The sequence below is a fragment of the Myroides sp. C6-3 genome, assembly GCF_050522425.1.
Lineage (GTDB): Bacteria > Bacteroidota > Bacteroidia > Flavobacteriales > Flavobacteriaceae > Flavobacterium.
Genome location: NZ_JBMVQP010000039.1, coordinates 11,764 through 31,048, shown reverse-complemented (window position 1 = coordinate 31,048; position 19,285 = coordinate 11,764). Strand labels below are relative to the sequence as shown.

Annotated in this window: 24 protein-coding genes and 1 pseudogene; 16 read left to right on the top strand and 9 right to left on the bottom strand. The window is 33.7% G+C overall.

Features of this window, described 5'->3' with window-relative positions; translation table 11 throughout:
- A pseudogene (locus ACPDG9_RS13975) lies at positions 1–971 on the bottom strand (hypothetical protein); the annotation flags it as partial.
- Positions 972–2,021: 1,050 nt separating this feature from the next.
- Positions 2,022–2,735: a S24 family peptidase gene (locus tag ACPDG9_RS13970; protein ID WP_430528336.1), complete on the bottom strand. Its 714-nt coding sequence runs from the start codon at positions 2,733–2,735 to the stop codon at positions 2,022–2,024.
- Between the two features lie 98 nt (positions 2,736–2,833).
- Between ACPDG9_RS13970 and ACPDG9_RS13965 the strand changes: the two genes are divergently transcribed.
- From ACPDG9_RS13965 to ACPDG9_RS13895, 15 genes are all read left to right on the top strand, one after another.
- Positions 2,834–3,043, top strand: a complete 210-nt coding sequence (locus tag ACPDG9_RS13965) for a hypothetical protein (RefSeq protein ID WP_430528335.1) — start codon at positions 2,834–2,836, stop codon at positions 3,041–3,043.
- A gap of 13 nt (positions 3,044–3,056) precedes the next feature.
- Positions 3,057–5,048, top strand: coding sequence for a hypothetical protein (locus ACPDG9_RS13960; RefSeq protein ID WP_430528334.1), 1,992 nt, complete (start codon positions 3,057–3,059; stop codon positions 5,046–5,048).
- Between the two features lie 10 nt (positions 5,049–5,058).
- On the top strand, positions 5,059–5,913 hold the full coding sequence (locus ACPDG9_RS13955) for an AAA family ATPase (RefSeq protein WP_430528333.1): 855 nt from the start codon (positions 5,059–5,061) through the stop codon (positions 5,911–5,913).
- Positions 5,888–6,532 carry an AAA family ATPase gene (locus ACPDG9_RS13950; protein WP_430528332.1) on the top strand — a complete coding sequence of 215 codons (645 nt, stop codon included), beginning with the start codon at positions 5,888–5,890 and terminating at the stop codon, positions 6,530–6,532. Before ACPDG9_RS13955 ends, ACPDG9_RS13950 begins: the two co-directional genes overlap by 26 nt.
- A gap of 12 nt (positions 6,533–6,544) precedes the next feature.
- Positions 6,545–6,880: a hypothetical protein gene (locus ACPDG9_RS13945; RefSeq protein WP_430528331.1), complete on the top strand. Its 336-nt coding sequence runs from the start codon at positions 6,545–6,547 to the stop codon at positions 6,878–6,880.
- A gap of 2 nt (positions 6,881–6,882) precedes the next feature.
- Positions 6,883–7,032, top strand: coding sequence for a hypothetical protein (locus tag ACPDG9_RS13940; protein ID WP_430528330.1), 150 nt, complete (start codon positions 6,883–6,885; stop codon positions 7,030–7,032).
- A gap of 283 nt (positions 7,033–7,315) precedes the next feature.
- On the top strand, positions 7,316–7,942 hold the full coding sequence (locus ACPDG9_RS13935; protein WP_430528329.1) for a DUF3164 family protein: 627 nt from the start codon (positions 7,316–7,318) through the stop codon (positions 7,940–7,942).
- Positions 7,943–7,956: 14 nt separating this feature from the next.
- The gene (locus ACPDG9_RS13930) at positions 7,957–9,012 is read left to right on the top strand and encodes a nucleoid-associated protein (RefSeq protein WP_430528328.1); all 1,056 of its coding nucleotides are present in this window, start codon (positions 7,957–7,959) and stop codon (positions 9,010–9,012) included.
- 237 nt (positions 9,013–9,249) lie between these two features.
- Entirely contained in the window at positions 9,250–9,462 is a 213-nt protein-coding gene (locus ACPDG9_RS13925; protein ID WP_430528327.1) for a hypothetical protein, read from the top strand.
- A gap of 2 nt (positions 9,463–9,464) precedes the next feature.
- Positions 9,465–9,731: a hypothetical protein gene (locus ACPDG9_RS13920; RefSeq protein ID WP_430528326.1), complete on the top strand. Its 267-nt coding sequence runs from the start codon at positions 9,465–9,467 to the stop codon at positions 9,729–9,731.
- On the top strand, positions 9,685–10,104 hold the full coding sequence (locus tag ACPDG9_RS13915) for a hypothetical protein (RefSeq protein ID WP_430528325.1): 420 nt from the start codon (positions 9,685–9,687) through the stop codon (positions 10,102–10,104). Before ACPDG9_RS13920 ends, ACPDG9_RS13915 begins: the two co-directional genes overlap by 47 nt.
- A gap of 253 nt (positions 10,105–10,357) precedes the next feature.
- Positions 10,358–10,702 carry a hypothetical protein gene (locus ACPDG9_RS13910; RefSeq protein WP_430528324.1) on the top strand — a complete coding sequence of 115 codons (345 nt, stop codon included), beginning with the start codon at positions 10,358–10,360 and terminating at the stop codon, positions 10,700–10,702.
- Complete coding sequence (locus ACPDG9_RS13905) at positions 10,696–11,133, top strand: hypothetical protein (RefSeq protein WP_430528323.1); 438 nt, start codon at positions 10,696–10,698, stop codon at positions 11,131–11,133. Before ACPDG9_RS13910 ends, ACPDG9_RS13905 begins: the two co-directional genes overlap by 7 nt.
- Before the next feature lie 97 nt (positions 11,134–11,230).
- Positions 11,231–11,749, top strand: coding sequence for a hypothetical protein (locus tag ACPDG9_RS13900; RefSeq protein ID WP_430528322.1), 519 nt, complete (start codon positions 11,231–11,233; stop codon positions 11,747–11,749).
- Positions 11,750–11,799: 50 nt separating this feature from the next.
- Complete coding sequence (locus tag ACPDG9_RS13895; protein WP_430528321.1) at positions 11,800–12,132, top strand: hypothetical protein; 333 nt, start codon at positions 11,800–11,802, stop codon at positions 12,130–12,132.
- On the opposite strand, the gene ACPDG9_RS13890 is transcribed toward ACPDG9_RS13895, so the two are convergent.
- From ACPDG9_RS13890 to ACPDG9_RS13860, 7 genes are all read right to left on the bottom strand, one after another.
- Complete coding sequence (locus tag ACPDG9_RS13890; protein ID WP_430528320.1) at positions 12,062–12,496, bottom strand: hypothetical protein; 435 nt, start codon at positions 12,494–12,496, stop codon at positions 12,062–12,064. The two genes, ACPDG9_RS13895 and ACPDG9_RS13890, sit on opposite strands and share 71 nt — an antisense overlap.
- A gap of 1 nt (position 12,497) precedes the next feature.
- A complete protein-coding gene (locus ACPDG9_RS13885) occupies positions 12,498–13,031 on the bottom strand; it encodes a phage virion morphogenesis protein (RefSeq protein WP_430528319.1) in 534 nt (177 codons plus the stop codon).
- A 115-nt stretch (positions 13,032–13,146) separates the two neighbouring features.
- Entirely contained in the window at positions 13,147–14,358 is a 1,212-nt protein-coding gene (locus tag ACPDG9_RS13880) for a minor capsid protein (protein WP_430528318.1), read from the bottom strand.
- A gap of 110 nt (positions 14,359–14,468) precedes the next feature.
- A complete protein-coding gene (locus ACPDG9_RS13875; protein WP_430528317.1) occupies positions 14,469–15,758 on the bottom strand; it encodes a phage portal protein family protein in 1,290 nt (429 codons plus the stop codon).
- A 2-nt stretch (positions 15,759–15,760) separates the two neighbouring features.
- Positions 15,761–16,180, bottom strand: coding sequence for a hypothetical protein (locus ACPDG9_RS13870; protein ID WP_430528316.1), 420 nt, complete (start codon positions 16,178–16,180; stop codon positions 15,761–15,763).
- A 1-nt stretch (position 16,181) separates the two neighbouring features.
- Positions 16,182–17,693 carry a hypothetical protein gene (locus tag ACPDG9_RS13865; protein ID WP_430528315.1) on the bottom strand — a complete coding sequence of 504 codons (1,512 nt, stop codon included), beginning with the start codon at positions 17,691–17,693 and terminating at the stop codon, positions 16,182–16,184.
- Positions 17,693–18,154 (bottom strand): transcriptional regulator, encoded by a 462-nt coding sequence (locus ACPDG9_RS13860; RefSeq protein ID WP_430528314.1) that lies wholly within the window; start codon positions 18,152–18,154, stop codon positions 17,693–17,695. Before ACPDG9_RS13860 ends, ACPDG9_RS13865 begins: the two co-directional genes overlap by 1 nt.
- Positions 18,155–18,325: 171 nt before the next feature.
- On the opposite strand from ACPDG9_RS13860, the gene ACPDG9_RS13855 reads away from it, so the two are divergent.
- Positions 18,326–19,282, top strand: coding sequence for an HK97 family phage prohead protease (locus tag ACPDG9_RS13855; RefSeq protein ID WP_430528313.1), 957 nt, complete (start codon positions 18,326–18,328; stop codon positions 19,280–19,282).
- The last annotated feature ends 3 nt before the right edge of the window (positions 19,283–19,285 follow it).

Genomic DNA, 19,285 nt, shown 5'->3' with positions numbered 1-19,285 from the left:
GTGATGAAATCGGTATTGTTGGTAATATTCGTTACGAACTCTTCGTTGCTGGTCAATTCTGTGATAAACGTAGAATTATTAGCAATCTCACTCACTGCAAGTTCTACTTTATTACCGTCAGAATCCGTAATTGTCAATTGATCGTTTACTAAAGTGAAGCTCTCGTTAGTCGTATTGAAATCTGTCCAATCGATCTCTTCTTGCGTTCCGTCTTCTTTAATGTGGTAGAGTTTCTTTTCTGTTACGTTGTAGAAAACGTTTCCATATTTGCCTTTTAGCTTATTAACCAATTCTGAAATGAAACTAGAGTTATCAATAAGTTTGCGAACGAAAGTTAAATTTGCTGCAATATCTTGAACGTGTAGTTTCACGGATCTATTATCAAGATCTGTTACCGTTAGAAAATCATCTTCCAACGTAAAACTTACGTTGGTTGTATTGAGATCATCCCAAGTAATGAGTTGGTGTGTACCATCCTCCTTAATATAATAGAAACGATGATCACCCGTATTGTAGTAAACGTTTCCATATTTCCCCGTTAATTTATTTACTACTTCTGTGATAAACTTTGCGTTAGCCGCAATATCTTCTACTGCCATAGCAACAGTATTCCCTTCTGAATCTGTAACCGTTAGAAAATCATCAATCAAACTAAAACTAACGTTTGTCGTATTAACATAGGATTGTGAATTGAGTAAACGCACCCATTTCTCCTTATCCCAATAATAGAAGCCAGCAGGTAAATTAACATCTCCTAAATTATATACAAATAAACTCTCTACTAAATCACCTTCAATAGGTGACTTATCTTTTTCGCCTTTTAACGTGACTCTCGGAAATAAAACCCCCTTTTTATCTGAGACGATGTCAAGTTGACTTGAATTAGTAGGAGTTACTGTTCCAATACCAACTTGGGCAGTTACAAAACCAGTTGCAAACAACGCCATTAATGGAATAACTTTTCTAATCATATTACAATTTTTAATAAATTTTACTCAATAATTTATTAAAATTAAGAATAATTACCCCCTCAAAAACACCATACAAATGAATAACACTCAATATACCTATAGCGTATAATTGAAAAATTGTTATTTTCAATCCTAATTTTGAGATTTATTTTCAAATAAACATTCGCTAATAGTGACTTATTTCAAAAATAAAAGTGCGAATACAGCCGATTTTTCGATAACAAAGAGAGAAATAAGTAAAATAAATAAGTAAAAAAGAAAAATAATAAGTAATTAATGCTAAAACTATCGAAAGCCTTTTCTTCGTATATCAGTAAAAAACACCTTAATAAACACCAAAAACACAAATCATAAACACCTATTGCCACGTAAGTGACATCTAGATACAGCCATAATTCTTTGAATATCACCGAAAACTAGTGTTTTTAGATATCACTAATTACTTTTATTTTCAAAAATTCACAAACTGTAAGGTTCATATTTTATAGGGCATACATAGAAATGTACAAAGATTAAGAATATAAAAAAGGTCGAAAACATCAATAAAATCAAGGGTTTAGCTATAAAAAAGGTTGAAAATGAAATAGAATAGAAATGTACATTAACTACCATTTTACTACCATATAGTAAGAACCGTTTAACCATTTAAACAGTTATACTACCATATAAATACCTAATGAGGTGTAAAAAACGCCGTAATAGCTTTAAAATAGGCTTTTACGGCGTTTTTATATGGTGTTTAAACATTATTAAGTAATGTCTGAATATCGTTTAAACAACTTACAAATGACTTTCATACTGCCATTGTTTAGTAACTACAAATTGTCGTGTTAAATCACTTAGGTGTGCATTTAGGTGTGCACTTAGGTGTGCATAATGTACTGTAAAAAGTATCAATACAAAGCTTCTATATACTTACTATAAGCATTTAAAGTATGCGAAAACAATAATTGAATAGGGTGTAATGACATATAAAACACACGTCTATTCTTTTTATATATCTGATAATCAATTGTTTGAATTTAATTAACCCTAAAACACCTCTCATTATTAGTTATGGATACGTATAGATGCACGTACAAGCCCCATTGCTGCAATTTTTTCTATAGGGACGTCTTTGTCCCTGTGATGCTGATTTTGACTTACTAATTTTACATAGTCATCCCCTTTCTCAGATTTTTGTAAGAATTTTATTGTTTTATATGTTGAATGGCTATCAATATAAATTGACAGAATATAGATTTCTCCAAAGAAAATATTATCTAGATCAACATCTACTTTTTTAAACGCAACAATATCTCCTGCCTTGAGTAGTGGATACATACTGTCTCCAGTTGCATAAATAGCACCATCTACACTTGGTAGATTAGGGATACTTAAATAATCTACCACATACTCATCATCAAAATCTCCATTTGACTTAGGTAATAATCCCATCGTTGCTGTAAGATTAAATAAAGGGATCCTTTGAACATCTTTTAAAGGATCAATCGTCTTTCTATTCGAAGGTGTCGGTTCTGCAACTATATTATGGTCTATAGTTTGATTTTTTAACATTGAACCTTTACCTGTCAGTATCCACTCTGTATTATACTGGGGATAATTTTCAACTAAACTCATTATCCATTTTGATTGAATATCGCTTTCTTTAGATATGGCACGAGATAAAACACCCTTACTTGCTCCTATTTGAGTTTCTAATTTAGTTATACTAATTCCTTGATTTTCAGCTATTTTTATAAAAGCGTCTAAAATATTATACATACTTGTTGAAAATTACCACCAATACATTTGGTGTTGTTGAAAATTATCTTCTATATTTGTCCTGTACGAAGGGACAAAAACTAAAAACAGGTAAATGTATGGAAAAAAATAAAAAGAGGAATGAATATAATCAAGTAGTTATTATACAGCTAAGTAAGAAGTACAAAATAACCGAGGATTATGTTAGACGTTGTTTGAGTGGTGGTCGCGACAATCTGACTGCTGATGCAATTAAAAAAGACTATAACAAAGCTGTGAAAGCTTTAAATGATGTTCAAAAGGTAGTCTTAGATAGTATTATTAATTAATAACCTAACGCTTATGTATGAATATCACAATAACATACTGAGTATACCGGCACAACTACTTTACGAGGATTGGATGTTAATGGCTTACAATACATATCAAAGCTATGTTAGAAGAGGTAAGTTAATACGTACAAATGAAGGAAGAGGTAAAGGAAATAAAGCAATGGTGAGTTACTATGACTTACCAACAGATATCAAAAAGATTTGTATTGAAAAATTAGGTGATCCAAATGAAACTGTAGTAAGAAATAAGTTAATGGATTACATCGAACCTGATATCAATGCTGCAAAGTTCTTCTCAGAACACCGAAAGCCTGATGGTAAACCGCTTAGTGAGGATGCTCAGATTGAGAAAACTACTAATGCAATTATACTTAATGCAATTCAAATAATCCTCAGTGATGTACGAGTAAGCAATCGAACTTTTGGGAGTAAGAAGACTAAAGTATGGGAAAATATTAGTGAAGCTGTGAATGACTTGGTTAATGTGAATGTAAGAGAAGGAAATAATAGACCTTTTGTTTATTCCCTTCCTGGGAATTCGAGAAGACTACAAGCTAAGTATAAAGATTATCTAAAGAATGGATATTCAACTTTCCTTCATAAAGGAGAAGGACAAAAGAATGCACAGATCATAAAAGATGATATCGCTGACTACTTACTTGTTATGTATGCACAACCTAATAAGATCAAGATACCTGAACTCTTAAAACGCTATGAAGAAATGGCAAAAATAAAAGGTTGGTCAATACTTACAGAAAGTGCTGTATATAGATGGTTGATGGAACCTGCTCAAGAAAGAGTTTGGATGCTTGGTAGACATGGTATTGAAGAGTACAACAAAAAATATAGTCATACCCTTTCGATCGACAAAGTAGAATTATTCCCTAACTACTATTGGAGTATAGATGGTAGTAAACTTGACTGGATACATTACTGGGAAGATAGTAGCAATAAAATGGGTAGTAAACTTAAAGTCGATTTAGTAGTCGATGTGTATAGTGAGAAGATCATCGGATGGAGTCTCGGATTTAGTGAGAATCACATTGAACACTTTAGAGCAGTGAAGATGGCAGTAAATGAAGCACAATGTAGACCTTACTATTTGACTTATGATAATCAATCAGGACATAAATCAGGACGAATGCAAGGGTTATATGATGAACTCGTAGCTAAAGAAGGTGGATTTCATCATGCTCATAAAGCAAAGGTTAGTAAAGGTCCAGTAGAAAACATTTTTAGAAGATTTCAAGACGAGGTTGTTAATCGATTTTGGTTTAGTGATGGACAGAGTATCAAGGTTAGACGAGCAGACAACCGTATGAATACTGACTTTATTAATGAGAATAGAGCCTTTTTAAAAACAACTGATGAATTAGTAGAAGCTTTTGGTTCTGTTGTGAATATGTGGAATAACAGAGAGCATCCACATTACGAGAAGTTAAGTCGCAATGAAGTGTATCAACAAGAAATGCCTCGTAAGGAGTCTTTAAGTATTAAAGAGATTGTTGATAAAATGTGGATTGAAGAAGCTAAAAAGCCTATTACCTATAAAGCTCATGGATTAGGAATTCAAGTTGGAGATAATAAGTACATCTATGAGGTTTATGATTCAGAGGGAAATGTGGATTTAGAGTTCAGACGAGTGAATGTAGGTAAGAAATTCATCGTGCGATTTGATCCTGACTTTATGGATGGTTATATCCAACTATTTGAGAAAAATAATGAAGATAAGATTGTTTTTGTAGCCAATGCAGAACCAAAACGCAAACATGGATTACATGGATTTAGAAAAGCAGGCGATAATTATGAAAACGATTTTGCTGTTCGAAAATTAGAAAAAGAGCGTGATATGAAAGCTTTGGAAGAATTAAGAAATAGAACAGGGATTACGCCTGATACTTTAATTGAAGAACAAGAATTTATACTAAAAATGGGTGGTGATGTACCTAAAGCTCGTCGAGCTTATGCAGAAGCACATGAAAGTTTGTTAAACCAATTATAACTATAACACTATGGATAGATTGCAAAAAGAGAAGATAGTAGAGCAGTTAAAAATAATGTCAGCCAAAAGCTCACAAAATAAACTAGCTGTAAAGGCAGGAGTTAGTCCAGCCACTTTAAGCCAAATGATTAACCTTAAATGGGATTTGATTAAAGACGAAATGTGGAACAAAGTACGTATGAACTTAGGGATCACCTTTGGATGGCAAACAGCAATAACAAACAATTATACACAGTTAAATAACCTTTTAAACAGTGTTCAAAGACGTTCAATAAGTGTGTGTATTAGTCATGATGCAGGAGCAGGAAAAACGCATACATATAAAGAATACGCCAAACAAAACCGAAATGTCATATTCGTAGAATGTAACAACTACTGGACAAAGAAAATCTATATGCGAGAATTGGTTAGAGCTTGTGGGTTGGAAACAGGAGGAACTATTGAAACTTTGATCTTTCGATTTATTGATCATATCAAAGGGTTAAATAAGCCAATAGTTATCATTGATCAAATCGACAAACTAAAAGATCCATCCCTTGATCTCTTTATGGATTTTTATAATGCGTTAGATGGACATTGTGGATTTGTGATATCAGGAGTTCCTGCTTTGAAGAAACGTATTGAGAGAGGTTGTGTGTTGGATAAAATCGGATACAAAGAACTTCGTTCACGTATTGGTAGAAGTTACTTAAAACTATCTCCAATCACTGTTGAAGATGTAGCTGCTATTTGTTATGCTAATGGCATTACTGATGAGGAACAAGTTTTTATGATTTACAATAATTGTGAAGGAGACCTTCGCCGTGTGAAAAGAGATATTGATAAACACTATTTGATAAATGAAGAAAGTCAAGCGAGCCTTTAACTATGAAGATATATCGCGTAAGAAGTTTGAAAGCATCAAGATTCATGAAGATTGGGAAGCTCATTTAGGCAGTCCGCAGTTAGGCAATAGTCAATGGATTGTATGTGGGGATTCAGGGCACGGAAAAACTTCCTATCTCCTACAACTTGCAAAGATGTTGTGCGCCTCCTATCGAGTGCATTACGATACTTTGGAAGAGGGAATGAAAAAATCATTTAAAATGGCTTTAGAACGATCCAATATCAAATCTGTTAAGAGCAAATTTATATTTAGTCAAGAGACTTTGGAAGAATTGACAGTAAGACTTGACCGACCTAGGCAACCCAAGATAGTGATAATAGATAGTGTTCAATACTTCTTTCGCGGATGTAAAGTACAAGATTATTTCAACTTCATTGAGAAGTTTCAAAACACCACTTTCATATGGGTATCTGCTATAAGGGGAAATCTACCTATGGGAGCAGTAGCAGAAGCAATATACTATGATTGTGATATAAGAGTCAATGTTAGAAAATTCGAAGCTGTTATAGAGAAAAATAGATTTGAAGCATATGGCTCCTACATCATATGGGAAGAGGGATATCAACGAAGTCAAACAAAATTATTATTAAAAGGGTAAAACTGTAAGACAATGAGAAAAGAAATTATTCAATTACTTGAGATAACACCTGATCACTATGATCAAGTTGTTTTGGAAACCTATTTTGAATGGTGTGGAAGTTTCAATAAAAGTCCTAAAGCGTTTCAGTTATCACTCAGTAGTAAAGCATTACAAAACTACTTTAGAAAGCATTACAGTGATTTAGAAGAACTATTTGTAAAGCAGATTCAGTCTTATAAACATTTACCTGCAAAAGATAAAAACGCTTTTTATGCAGATGTTACAAACGAGATCTTCAAAAATTATCCTGGTGCATTGTTACCAAAATTAAAAAGGAAAGAACTAACACACTCAAACCTCAATTAACTATGGAACAGATAAAGGTTAAAATAAGAGAATTGGAAGAATGGTTAAAACATAACGGTTCGCATCCTAATTATTCTTTGGTCCTACAGGATAAAAAAGAATTAGAAACGAAATTAAATCAACAAGATGAGCAAAAACAGTCACCAAACTAAAATGATATTGCATCAGGTGTTAGCTCTTGATCTTCTATATAGTTTCTTGACATCTTATGAAAGGCATCTATGTCATTTAAACATATTAGATAAATCAACCAAGTTAACAGATAAGATAGGCAAGGCAATAAAGCTTATAGAAGATAGTAACTGGAGACAACCTCCATGCAGCTATCACCAAGATAGAGTCTTGTATTATGTCATAGAAGGTAAAGAAGTTCCTGCTAGTGAGTACAAGGACCCAATAGAACAAAAAGTATTATGGATTTTAAAATAGAGTGTTATGAAGACAGTAACTGAAATGACAACTGAAGAGTTGACTAAAGAATTAGAAAAAAGAAATGAACAACAACGCATTGAACGAGAAAAACACCGCAATGCTTACGAAGGTTTAAAGAAAGAAAGTATTATAAACTTATGCGGTATTGCAAAACACATATCTAGTGATTTAAAGGATTTCAAAAAGCAAGCATTTGAAACTATGCAAACAGTATATGTTTTGTTACAAGAATATTCTGAAAGACATTCAGATAGTAAAGGTAATTTTAGAATTCAAGATGGTGATTTAAGAATTACTTATCGAAAACAAGGTAAAGGGTTCTTTGATGAGAGAGCTGATCAGGCCGAAAAACACATTATTGATTTTGTGAATACACGTTTTGAAAGTGATGCAGACACAAAAGATCTTATTTTTTCTCTATTAGAACGCAAGAAGGATGAATTAGACATCAACTTAATTCAGAAATTATATGCTTTAGAAGATCGTTTTGATGATAATAACTGGACGAAAGGAATTGCTTTACTTAAAGAGAGTTACAGTTATAATCACTCTAAAGATTATATCCTATTTGAAGAGCGAGATAAGAATGGGGCTTGGAAGAATATCAGTTTAAATTTTGCAGCAATCTAAAAACACTATTTACTATGATTAATTTATTTAATGTAGAAATACAAGACTTATCAATCCATCAGGTTGGAAACAAAAGTAGAAATGAAGAATTATTTCTGTCAGAAGAATCTTATAAGTTAACTGATGAAATAGCTCCTTTATTAAAGGAGTATTTCTTCAAATCATTTAGAGAGAAAGAAGAGAACTATTATCAGTTTGCCAATGATGTTGATTTAGAATTTAATGAGATGTATCAATATACTAATGAAGTGTTACAACATCCTGAACGATTTCAAGAAGTATCTCAAAAAATAGCAAGGCATCTATACGACCAATCTAACCATCCACATATTAAAAATGGAGAATTGTATATCGCACTTTTAAAGAATGCCTCTATTGATAATAATGTTGTAGATGCTGTGGGTATTTTCAAAAGTGAGATAAAGACAGATTTTATCCAATTTGAAAATGATAACTCTACTCTTAAGATGAAATTAGAAAGAGGTATAAATCTTAATAAACTGGATAAAGGTTGTATCATTTTTAACTATAAAAAAGAGGATGGTTATAAGGTGTTAACTCTTGATAATAATAGATATGATGCCCGCTATTGGTTAGAAAACTTTCTATCAGTTGATATCTTCCAAGATGAAACTTACTACACTAAAAAGTATCTAAAGTTTTGTCAAGACTTTGCAAAGGATGTTGTCCTTCCTGCAGAAGATAGAAAGGAAGAAGTAATGTTTATGAATCGCTCTGTAAACTACTTTGCCAAGAATGATGATTTTGAAGAATCTAATTTCATAGATGAAGTGATTGAAAATCCTGATTTGGTATCTGAGTTCAAGAATTACAAATTAGATAAGGGTGAAAAATACAGCATTGAAGATCTTACTTCTTTCCCAATTGCTAATCATGCTGTACAAGATGCAAGAAAGAAGATTAAAAATGTAATCAACTTAGATACTAATATTCAAATCAAGTTAGACTTTATCAACCCTGAAAGTGCTGACAAGTTTGTAGAGAAAGGTTGGGATGAAGAAAGACAGATGTACTACTATCTGTGTTATTTTAATAAAGAACAACTTTAGTATGATAGATAGTTTAAACGCTTTGCAGAGTTATTTAGATACTCTGCAGAGCAAAGGTTTTCACTTTAGCTTTACAAATCATAGTAACAGCTATTTTACACTAATTTGTTTTCCTTCACAATTTAATACAATCCATAATAGGCAAAGTTTTGTATTAGAAAAACCTTGTACAGAATATGGAGTATCAAAACTCTTAGAAGAAATTGAAATTTATGTTGAATCAAGAATTGAAAAATAATGAGTAAAAAGAAATATATAGTAGAATATGATCCTATTAGTTGGACTGGTAAAGGTTCATATTTAATAAAAGAAAACAATGCAGCTAAAACCCCTTATGCTGTTGTTTTAGTGGCTTTAGGGAATGAAGAAAAATGTGAAAAAGCTGCAAAAAACAAGGCTGAAAAAATAGCTAATGCATTACATTTTTATGATCAAATTAAAAGTTCTTAGCTATGAATAGAGTTAAGATCGCAAAAGTAATTACAAGTTGCAGTGATTGTGACCATAAACGGATATTAGTAGAGAAAGGAGGGAATACGTTTTATTGTGTGATTTGTGCATTCTCAGAAAGTATAGAGGAAAGTAAAATAAATCCCTTTTTGTTAGACTACGGTTATGACAACCCCGAACATTATAAACTTAAAATACCTGATAACTGTCCACTAGAAGATTATGACAGCAACAAAGCAGCAGAAGTTGGCGATTCGGAAGAACTGTAACTTCAAGGAAGATATAAAAGAAGAGTTTGTTCAATGGGCAACTGGTTCTAATGAAAAGACAAGTTTGAATGACTTAACATTCGAACAAGCAAACCGAATATTGCTTGCTCAAGGCGATAAGTCAGCCATGCACGATGAATGGGAGAAATTTGACAGTAAAAATAAGCAACATACTACCATTCTTTCGTTACTGCATCAGTTAGATATTGTAACTGAACTAAGAGGGCGTAACGTAGCTGATATGAAACGTTTCGGTGAATGGTTAAAAAGTGATCGTAGTCCTGTAAAAAAACCACTTTCAAAGATGAACAAGTTTGAAGTGTCAAAGATTGTGTATGCACTTGAACAGATAATAAAGAAGAAATGGAAGTAATTATGAAATGGCTAATATTCTCTGGAGGTATATCTGCAGGATTGGTAATAGGAGTGTTATTAGGAGTGTTATTAGGCGTGTTATTAGGTGTTGTAGTTTCATTTTATTTATGTAAAGATCATGAAAGATGACCAATGCAAACATGATGGACCAAAACACAGTCAAGTTGTAAAAAGCAACTGTACTGTAGAACATCTAAATATTATATGTGACCAATGTGGTCAAGTTATTAAAACAGTAATTGAAACTTAATATGGAAGTCAAATTAAAAATCAGCACAGATACACTTTTTGCTCTAGGTAAATGGTTTACACAAATAAATCAGATTAGAGGTTCTAAGGGGCTTGCTAAAGTTTGGGTATCTATTGGATTGGAGTTGTCAGATCGTTTTGAAAAGAAGTGTAAAACATTGGAACGACAGACAGCCATGTTTGATAAAAAGAAACACAGTGTTAAGTTGAAGTATTATGAAGGGTGGGCATTTTTTGAACTGTTGAACATTATTATTCCTCATGTACGAGAACATAACGCACTTCACTACTCTTTACTGAGTAAATTAAAAGATGAGATTCACCAAAAAATAGAATATACATGTTGACAATATACAAAGTAAAAGGATTGGAAATTGGACTTGAATTTGTCTTTAAATATGATTTAAAAGGTGTTTTAAGATCGTTTGAAAAGAATCAATTGCTAAACGAAGCGCAAAAACAATGGCTCTATAGTAAACGGTTTCCTGAGACAGAAGAAATACTTCAAACCTCATGGATTCAAGATCCTAATATGCGTAAAAAATTTAAAGTCGAAAAAGCTCCAGCTGATTTAAGTTTTGATGCACTTTGGGAATTGTATGGTTACAAGGTTTCAAAACAAGATGCTGAGAAAGCGTTTAATAAACTCAGTGAAATAGATGTGTTGAAATGTTTTCAATCGTTGAAGGCCTATGAAGATCATCTGTTTGCTAAGAAGATAGCCAAAGCGCATTTGAGTCGTTTTATAAATGGACGATACTTTGAAAATGAATATTAATAAAAAGAGTTAGCTACTTACGTGGTTAACTCTTTTTTTGTTTTAGTTAACCTTGTCAAGGTTTTAATGTTTAATTTTGAATAATAATTTTGTTAAAATGAAAAAACTACTACTTATCATATTATTTCTGTCCCTAAAAGGATACAGTCAAAAACTAGTGCGTGACGAAGTTACAGGAATGTATAAAATGGATACTATTGTAAATACCACTTTAAATCAAGAAGCTTTGTATAGTAATGCAATAAAGTGGATAGTCTCAAAAAATAGAGACGCTAATACAGAGATTTTAAGTAAGAATGAAGATCTAGGGGAAATACTTTTTAAAGCTAGTTCACAAAGTTATGTAGTTGGAGAGAGAAAAAGAGGAAGGAAAACAGAAAAAACATATGATCTTGTTACTTTTTATTTTAATGGTAAAGTCATTGTGAAAGAAGGTAAATATAGATTGATATTTAGTGATTTGGAAAAACAGTTTCTAGTTGATGTAAGAATACCTTTAGTTCCTACTATGATAACTGAAGAAATGCCTGATGCTGTTATAGTATTTAAGTATCTAACAATGTATCAAAACAGCTTTATAAGGTCTATGAACCAAAAGTCTGATAACGATTTTTAATAACAAACCCCAACTTGCAAAACAGGTTGGGGTTTGTTAATTTTGTGAATATGTCAAGTGTAGTTTTAAATAGTACTCGAAAAGGTCGCAATGAGGGACTTATTCAAAAGCGAAATCAACAAATGGTTGCTCGCTTCTATTTCTATTCTACATTAATGGCATTGAAATTCTCTACTGTTCTTGAACTATTAGAACAGGAGTTTTTCTTGTCTCAAGCTCGCATTACCGATTTACTAGCTGAAAATGCTGAACTAATTACTACTGTCGAACTCAAGCAGATTAGTATAAGTGAACTCCGAGACAGTTATCCTTCTATGAACTGGCAGTATAATCATGCCAAGAGGTCTCAAACTGCAGGGCAAATATCCTTAGACCTTTTCTAAGATTTTCATTTCTTCCACTTTTACGACTAAAGGAATAAAAGTTCTGATCAGAATACCCTTGTAGTTTTTTATAAACCTCGTCCTGTAATCTTAACCATTCAAGAGATTTTTCTCTGACTTCTTTGGGTGCTAGTGAGTTTGTTTCTCCAAGTGCTTTAGTTATGATTTGAATTTTAAAGTACGCTTGTACTTGTTGTGTTTTTGTTTCAATATCCTCACAACTTGGCATATCAATTTGAATTAAAGCTCCAGGATATGCTATTGGAGGATTTTCCTCTTGCAATTGTCCTGTATCTAAATCGATGTAACGGATCTCTTTTATTTCCTTTAAGAGTTCCTCTAATTTTAAGTATAATTGTTCCATTCTATTTCAATATTTTTCTTAGTTCTGCGATTGATATACGTCTTAGTCGTGCTTTTAGATAGGGTGAGTCTTTTTCTCCTCCAATGAATCTCCTTTGAGGTATGTTCTGTTCTATAGTTCTATTATGAGCTTTTATTTCAACTAGTTTACCTGAGCGATCTCTTCGAGTAAAGCTTCGAACAGATTGATTAACCGTTCCTCTAAATCCATAGTTGTGAACTCTTGCATAGGGAATATCACTACCACCTGCACCCACATATACAATATTGTTAACAATGCGAGTAATTCTAATCGATCGTTTTAGTTTTCCTGTTTTAACAAGCAATGCTCTTCCTGTATCATCAGGTTTACCCCATTTGGTAGGATTTTTTCTTTTGGGCCAAACTTCTTGACTATCTCCACTCCATGCTTTCTGTTCAAAACTTTGGAGAGAAAAGTTAACTACTTCATTACCTATTATCTCAGGTAAAACCCTAAGAGTGCTCGCAAGACGCTCTTGAATACGAGCAAACTGTTCTGCTGATTTTTTAGCCATTTAAACGGGTTTTAAATTGTATTTAAATTTTTGTATATTTGTACCAACTGGTGAGGGACTCAACTTGTTTGAGAGCATCCCGCACCCCCCGAGAGGTAAACTAATTATTGTTAGTTTACCTCTTTGTTATTTTAGCTAGAATTGTTTCTACATCATATTCTTTAACTGTTCTATCAGGGAATATGATTATAATGTTTTTTATATTCTTAGCTCTTTTAGCCAAAAGTGTTGTTCTTAGACCTAAGTACATTTCTCGATAGCTATTAGGAGTATTATTCAGATTAATAATTACTTCAGATACTTTTTGTCTACTAGCCTCTTTCATCGCTCCTTGAATGATGTTTTTCCCATTAGTACCATCTGCAACTTTAATGTCCACCAACTTGTTAGTGATTAGGTTCAGTGCATCAGGATTGGTTAAGCCATCTTCAATAACAGGCAGCAGTCGATATTTTTTACCTAGGTTACAAAGTATCTCAAGTGTTTTGATATTCTTTGCTTGTTCATGTTTAAATTGTTTTCCCTTGGTGAAAATCTCTAAAACTCCGTTGTTATTGTATGATTGACTATTAAATGGAATGTCATCATATCGACTTTGTATTTTATCTTGTTCAAATAATTCCCTACCCTGTTTAAGTATCTCTTGAGGTGTATTAGCAATGTAACTATTATCTTTTGTAAACACTTCTCCAGTAGCTCCTGCGTTGTTTCTAAATTCTTGAGGAATTTCAGGTAGTTCATATTTTTCCGTAGGAACACCATAGCGAAGTTTTTTAATTGTTGTACGACAATTGAAATGATTCGGAGGCCAATAGTAGATAAGTGCTGGATCATCAACAGAAAAAATAACATCAGCCAAAGGTGTACAGGTATCCGAGGTTCTATCATCTTTTACAACAACCATCTGTACATAAGGAAATATTTCCTTTGTGGCTTGTAAATCTTGCCATATACGCGACATTTGAGCAGAAGCGACTACTGTATCATATTCTGTTTTTAAATAGCGTGTTGATTCTCCTACAACCTTTTTCGCTTCATATTTAAAGTCGGACCAGGATCTTAAACTTCCATCTTCATTTAACAGTAAATTGTTCAATCTAATATTGTCAGTGTAGTTCTTTGCTACACTGAAATCCCACGTATTTTTTTTAAGTGTTTCTCTTAAAATGTAATCAGGGGAATTAAAATCTATATCACCAAATTGACTGTTAATAGCCTTATTAAACTCTTGTCCTTGCTTTTGAACTATTGGTGTTGAGACAAAGTTTTCAGGGACTCCTTTAGCTTTATACATCCCTTTAATTACATCCATCCATTCTTTAGCCATAAGGTCAGCCCAATCAGGTGTTTTTGAACTTAATGTATGTGAATGAGTGCAAGAGTTATTGTATTTATCACCTAGAGCTTTCCAATCAAGCTCCTCGTATAGTTTAAATTCTATCGAGGAGCTTGTTGAAAAAAATCAACTACTCTTCTCCAAAACCCAAAGTTTACCTTAGCACTAAGTGTTTGCTTATTTTTTTGTTTAGGAGTTTCTTTAGTTTCAGATTCTTCTTCTTCCTGTACTTCTTTAGAGGGTTGTTCTTTTCTCTCTTTCTTTTTACGATTTCCTTTAGGAAGTCCGAAGTTCTCATACCAATATTTTTCATCGATGCCATGCTCAGTTAACGAATGCACTTTTTCTGCTATTTCAAGTTGCTCTTTTTTAGTTAGTGCTTTTTCTTTTTCTGGAAACGAGAACCATCCCCCCTCTACAGGATATCCGCGTTTGGCTAACCGTGGCAATAATTCTTGATTTAGAATACGTTGAATGAATCGTCTATCTGCTTTGTTTATTTCATCTTCTACATCTTGGTGCACTTTACCTTGGCTATAAGAAGAACCGTCTAAGGTTGTCATGGTTTGACCAATAACACCGATTAGAATTTGCTCATCACAACGTTTTAAAAAGCGATCATGTATGTCAACATTGCCTGTTTGTTTTTCACCAATCGTTTTTATTTCTGAATTTTTACTCATAACTACCGAACCGCCTGAACCGCGATTGGCAAATGCGTTTTCCATTTCTTGACGACCTGTCTCGTCTTCAGGATCATATAAACCTGCTAACATTGGAATTCCAAACAGTTCACAGAACTGTGCATAGTCAGCTCCTCCATTTCGTTTGAAAATGGCATGAGGAGCAGTCTTTAAAAATAACCCTAAATCATTATCCTTACCTAAGTTTAATATAAAATCATTAGGCTCTTCGTAGCTTATTCCATGTGTATCGTACTGATTGGCTAGTATTTGTTTTGTTTCAGTATTGAGGTGTCGCCTGTCAATCGAAGTAACAGTAAATCCGTTAGTAAAGTCAAGTTCAATGATAGACTTACCATAGAACTTTGTTTTCATACACTCCTCAAGTAATTCCTCAAAGGCAGGGGTATCGATCAAATCCATAATAGGTTCAATCTCTTTTCCATCTTTTTGAAAAACGATATCTGAGTTTGTTATGGCTCGGATACGCTTTCCTACAGAATCACTAAGCACCGTATCAATTAGTAAGTTATCATATAACTCAACTAGATTTGCACGACGTCCGCGATCTGCTTGTTGCATGGCAGACTTCCAACGGTCAATACCTGTACTAGTTCGCTGTGGAGGTTTCACCACAACGGTTTGACTTACTTTTATGGTCTTACCATTTAGTTTATTTCTTTTCTGTCTTAATAAGTTTCGTGCCATAATTAGTAGTGATTAGTTCGTTTGGGGTTTGAGTTCCAAGTAAAGGAGTTTGCTTTGCTTGGCTCCTCGTCAAGTTTAGGAAGTGTGGTTGGCATTCCTTTGTATACAGCTGTGAGCCATGATACTGATTCCTCATATCTAAATTTCTTGTCATTGTAATCAATGGAAGGATTGCACAATCCTATTAACTCCCATAGTGCAATGTCCTTGACAACTTTTAGAATTAGAGGATTTCTATCTTTGCCTTGTGCTGTAAAAATCTCATCTATCTTATAATGTTTCATCAGTTTAGATGATACGAATTCAATAGCCATATCAATACAGGCATAAGCAATTGTTTCATCCTGTCTAATAATTTCATCTATTTCCTCATTATATGCGTGAGTTTTAAACTCTTCTATTTTTATATAATTTGAATACATCTTAATATCGTTTTTGGTTCTGTTTATGCTTAAAAACCTTTGGAGGCGCAGTGTTCTGTTTAGCTTTATTGTTAGCACTCCATACTGCTCCTTCTACTGCATCAGGGGCGTCATCGTGCGCCCTTGATTTTGGCGATAAAGCTTTGAATTGAAACTCTACTTCCTTCATATATGGGGTGCCTTCTAAATCCTCATTAAAGATTAGTTTTCCATTTCTATTCAATGGCTCTAGATTAGCTTCCATTCTGTAGAATTTTTCGGGCTTCTTTCTCTCATCTGCTTTGAGTGCTAGTGTAATACCATGCCTTGCATTGGCTAGTTTTATTTCTACTTTCAACATATCGTCTATCCAAGGCCATTCGATCAAGAAATACACTGGCACTTTATCATTGACATAGTTTAGAATATCATATTGCCAATCTAGCATTTGAGCTGTTGTTACATGACCACAATAAATCTTTAGGACATGATATTCATCCTTCCACTTACCTATTAGAGCTGTTGCTTTAGTATCGCCATTCTTTTTATAAGAGGGGTCTGTGTACGCGATTAACCACTTGTAATCTTTAAGTGGTCTCATCTTACCATAGTTTATCTTTTCGAATGTTTTACCCATGACAATAGGGTTGTTGAAATATTCCTTTTGAGCACTTTCTTTTGAAATTTTTGAAAGTACCCTATCAATCATTTCCTCCGTGTTCTTTGTAGGCCATGTACTCTTTCCATCCTTATCACGGATGTTTACTATTTCAAAGCAATCTGCAACTTCCATTGCTTTTTTAATACAACAGTTCTCAGCTATGATGTTTCCATTAAAAATGATAAGCATAGGATTTGAAATAGATCGAGTTCCATATACAGCTTGTTCAAACCACTCCCATTTCTTATCGATTAAATCAGGGTTTCTACATTCTTCATCTGTATCAAAGTCATCCATGATAATGGAATCAGGACGTAATTCTTCATTTCGAGCTCCACGGGGAGCTTGTCCTGCCCCAACAGCTATAAAGCGCCCACCTATTTTTGTAGTGAAATCGTCAGATGCCCAACTTCCATAATTGACCTGATCTCCATAGTCATTTTTTAAACGAGGGTTTTTTTCAAAAGCTAATTTGTATGGCTTTAAAAGACGTTCGGCAGCATCTTTGGTTGCTGATATCATTAAAGTAAATCGCTTCTTTCCTGTACAATGTAAATAAAGCATCTCAAGCATGGTCCGCCCTGATTTACTCAGTTCTCTAGACCATGGACGTACTTCATACCACTCAGGATTATTTAATACTCGTTTAGTCGATTTCTTGTGAAAAGGCATCGGTTCAGCAGAACAATACTTTTCAAAGTAGTATTTAAACCACTCTTCAGGATCTGCTTCCAGTCGTTTAATACGTTCCTGTTTCTGTTCTTCAGGTTCTGAGGTATCGACAATCTCTGTATTTTGAAGCGATTTGTAATATTCACCCCAATAGTCTAGTGCAACTTTATCTTCTCTAGACTGCATTTTTACTACTGCCATTATCCACGAAGTTTTTCTTTTATAAAGTGGTCCACATAACCTGCTAATAGTTTGGTATCATCGATGTCTTGGCGCCTTACAAAGTCCAAGAATTGGGTTAGGGAGTTGATTATCTCAGGAAGCATGGCTTTTGTTTCCAAGTCCTTGATGTCTTTAACAAGCTGTCTTCTTATTTGAGCTTCTTTATGATCTGCAAATCGCGATCCTTCTTCTTTTTTTTTAATTGATTCACTAAGTTCTGCGAGCTCATCCATAAGGTTGATCATTTGCTCTTCTCGAGTCAAAATGATGTTGCGCTTAAGCTTACGCCAAGCACCTTCCTCAATCCATCTCCCAATTGTTTTTTCAGAGACTCCTACGCGTTCTGATATTTCTTTTTGTGAATCAATGTTCTCTTTGATAAACAAAAGCTTTGCATGCTCTTTTTTCTTCTCTTGTACCTCTTTAGTCATTCGTGCCATACTCTTATTTTTTATACAAAAGTGCTGTATTAAGTAAGGCTCTAAAAGTTGAGAAAGTATCATACCCTTAATCTGAAGGTATGATACCCTTGATTTTAGGGTATCATAGATTGCCAACTTTTGAGGCTGTTTTTTTCGCTAAATCTTTGCATCAACAAACAAGAAAATAGAATGAAATCGTATGTACTTAATGACGAAACCAAAGCCAATAATTACGGCTTCAAAATATTAAACAGTGGTATTTCATTAGAGCGGTTTCTAAAAAATAGTGTCTGCTTAAATGATCACCGAAACACAACCAAGGATGTACTGGGGACATGGTCGAATCTGAAATTTGAAGGGCATTTATTTACAGGAACCCCTGAGTTCGATACTCAAGATGTAGATGGATTAGAGGTCGTTAGAAAAATCCTTGCAGGGACTATTGTAGGGACGTCACTTGGTTTTGATTTTAAGGATGAGGATTTTCAAATCATCGATGGAGAATTGGTCTTGACTAAATGTGAACTCAAAGAAATCAGTTTTGTTGCAGTTCCATCCAATGCAAACACGATTGTCCTTTATGACCAAAAAGGTCACGCGTTGACACAAGAACGAATTAAAGAGCTGTGTTTATCTGCACAGTCAAAACCCATAAACAAAGAGATAAAAATGAAACAAGTATTACAACACTTTCAGTTGGCAGATAATGCAACAGAACAAGAGGTTCTTGTAGCAGTCAAATCATTAGAGGGTAAACTAACAGCCAAAACAGCTGAAAACACAACTCTAAAAGCAGAAGTAGAAAAGCTAAAACAAGAAAAAACAGCTTCGTTAAAAGCTGAGTTTGACAAGGAACTTTTAGAGGCTGTTAAAGACGGTCGTTTAGATGAAGCTGGAAAAGCTCCAATTGAGGAAATGGTGCTATCAAGTGGATATGACCAAGGAACTAAACTTTTAAAAGCACTTCCAAAACGCATATCAATTGCAGATAAACTTGAAACGCAAACAGCAGCATTAAGTTCATATGATGCGATGAGTTGGAGTGAGCTTGACAAAGGAAATCACCTTGGAAAATTAAAAGCTAATCATCCTGAATACTTCAGGGAAAGATTCAAACAACAGTTCAATAAAGAACCTAACGAATAATAA

Bases quoted from the DNA above. Each gene is read 5' to 3' on its own strand.
- ACPDG9_RS13880 (WP_430528318.1), bottom strand. From the start codon at position 14,358: ATGGCTAAAGAATGGATGGATGTAATTAAAGGGATGTATAAAGCTAAA.
- ACPDG9_RS13905 (WP_430528323.1), top strand. From the start codon at position 10,696: ATGTTGACAATATACAAAGTAAAAGGATTGGAAATTGGACTTGAATTT.
- ACPDG9_RS13920 (WP_430528326.1), top strand. From the start codon at position 9,465: ATGAATAGAGTTAAGATCGCAAAAGTAATTACAAGTTGCAGTGATTGT.
- ACPDG9_RS13900 (WP_430528322.1), top strand. From the start codon at position 11,231: ATGAAAAAACTACTACTTATCATATTATTTCTGTCCCTAAAAGGATAC.
- ACPDG9_RS13970 (WP_430528336.1), bottom strand. From the start codon at position 2,735: ATGTATAATATTTTAGACGCTTTTATAAAAATAGCTGAAAATCAAGGA.
- ACPDG9_RS13860 (WP_430528314.1), bottom strand. From the start codon at position 18,154: ATGGCACGAATGACTAAAGAGGTACAAGAGAAGAAAAAAGAGCATGCA.
- ACPDG9_RS13895 (WP_430528321.1), top strand. From the start codon at position 11,800: ATGTCAAGTGTAGTTTTAAATAGTACTCGAAAAGGTCGCAATGAGGGA.
- ACPDG9_RS13890 (WP_430528320.1), bottom strand. From the start codon at position 12,496: ATGGAACAATTATACTTAAAATTAGAGGAACTCTTAAAGGAAATAAAA.
- ACPDG9_RS13945 (WP_430528331.1), top strand. From the start codon at position 6,545: ATGAGAAAAGAAATTATTCAATTACTTGAGATAACACCTGATCACTAT.
- ACPDG9_RS13955 (WP_430528333.1), top strand. From the start codon at position 5,059: ATGGATAGATTGCAAAAAGAGAAGATAGTAGAGCAGTTAAAAATAATG.
- ACPDG9_RS13940 (WP_430528330.1), top strand. From the start codon at position 6,883: ATGGAACAGATAAAGGTTAAAATAAGAGAATTGGAAGAATGGTTAAAA.
- ACPDG9_RS13870 (WP_430528316.1), bottom strand. From the start codon at position 16,180: ATGTATTCAAATTATATAAAAATAGAAGAGTTTAAAACTCACGCATAT.
- ACPDG9_RS13910 (WP_430528324.1), top strand. From the start codon at position 10,358: ATGGAAGTCAAATTAAAAATCAGCACAGATACACTTTTTGCTCTAGGT.
- ACPDG9_RS13865 (WP_430528315.1), bottom strand. From the start codon at position 17,693: ATGGCAGTAGTAAAAATGCAGTCTAGAGAAGATAAAGTTGCACTAGAC.
- ACPDG9_RS13885 (WP_430528319.1), bottom strand. From the start codon at position 13,031: ATGGCTAAAAAATCAGCAGAACAGTTTGCTCGTATTCAAGAGCGTCTT.
- ACPDG9_RS13965 (WP_430528335.1), top strand. From the start codon at position 2,834: ATGGAAAAAAATAAAAAGAGGAATGAATATAATCAAGTAGTTATTATA.
- ACPDG9_RS13915 (WP_430528325.1), top strand. From the start codon at position 9,685: ATGACAGCAACAAAGCAGCAGAAGTTGGCGATTCGGAAGAACTGTAAC.
- ACPDG9_RS13935 (WP_430528329.1), top strand. From the start codon at position 7,316: ATGAAGACAGTAACTGAAATGACAACTGAAGAGTTGACTAAAGAATTA.
- ACPDG9_RS13930 (WP_430528328.1), top strand. From the start codon at position 7,957: ATGATTAATTTATTTAATGTAGAAATACAAGACTTATCAATCCATCAG.
- ACPDG9_RS13925 (WP_430528327.1), top strand. From the start codon at position 9,250: ATGAGTAAAAAGAAATATATAGTAGAATATGATCCTATTAGTTGGACT.
- ACPDG9_RS13855 (WP_430528313.1), top strand. From the start codon at position 18,326: ATGAAATCGTATGTACTTAATGACGAAACCAAAGCCAATAATTACGGC.
- ACPDG9_RS13950 (WP_430528332.1), top strand. From the start codon at position 5,888: ATGAAGAAAGTCAAGCGAGCCTTTAACTATGAAGATATATCGCGTAAG.
- ACPDG9_RS13875 (WP_430528317.1), bottom strand. From the start codon at position 15,758: ATGGCACGAAACTTATTAAGACAGAAAAGAAATAAACTAAATGGTAAG.
- ACPDG9_RS13960 (WP_430528334.1), top strand. From the start codon at position 3,057: ATGTATGAATATCACAATAACATACTGAGTATACCGGCACAACTACTT.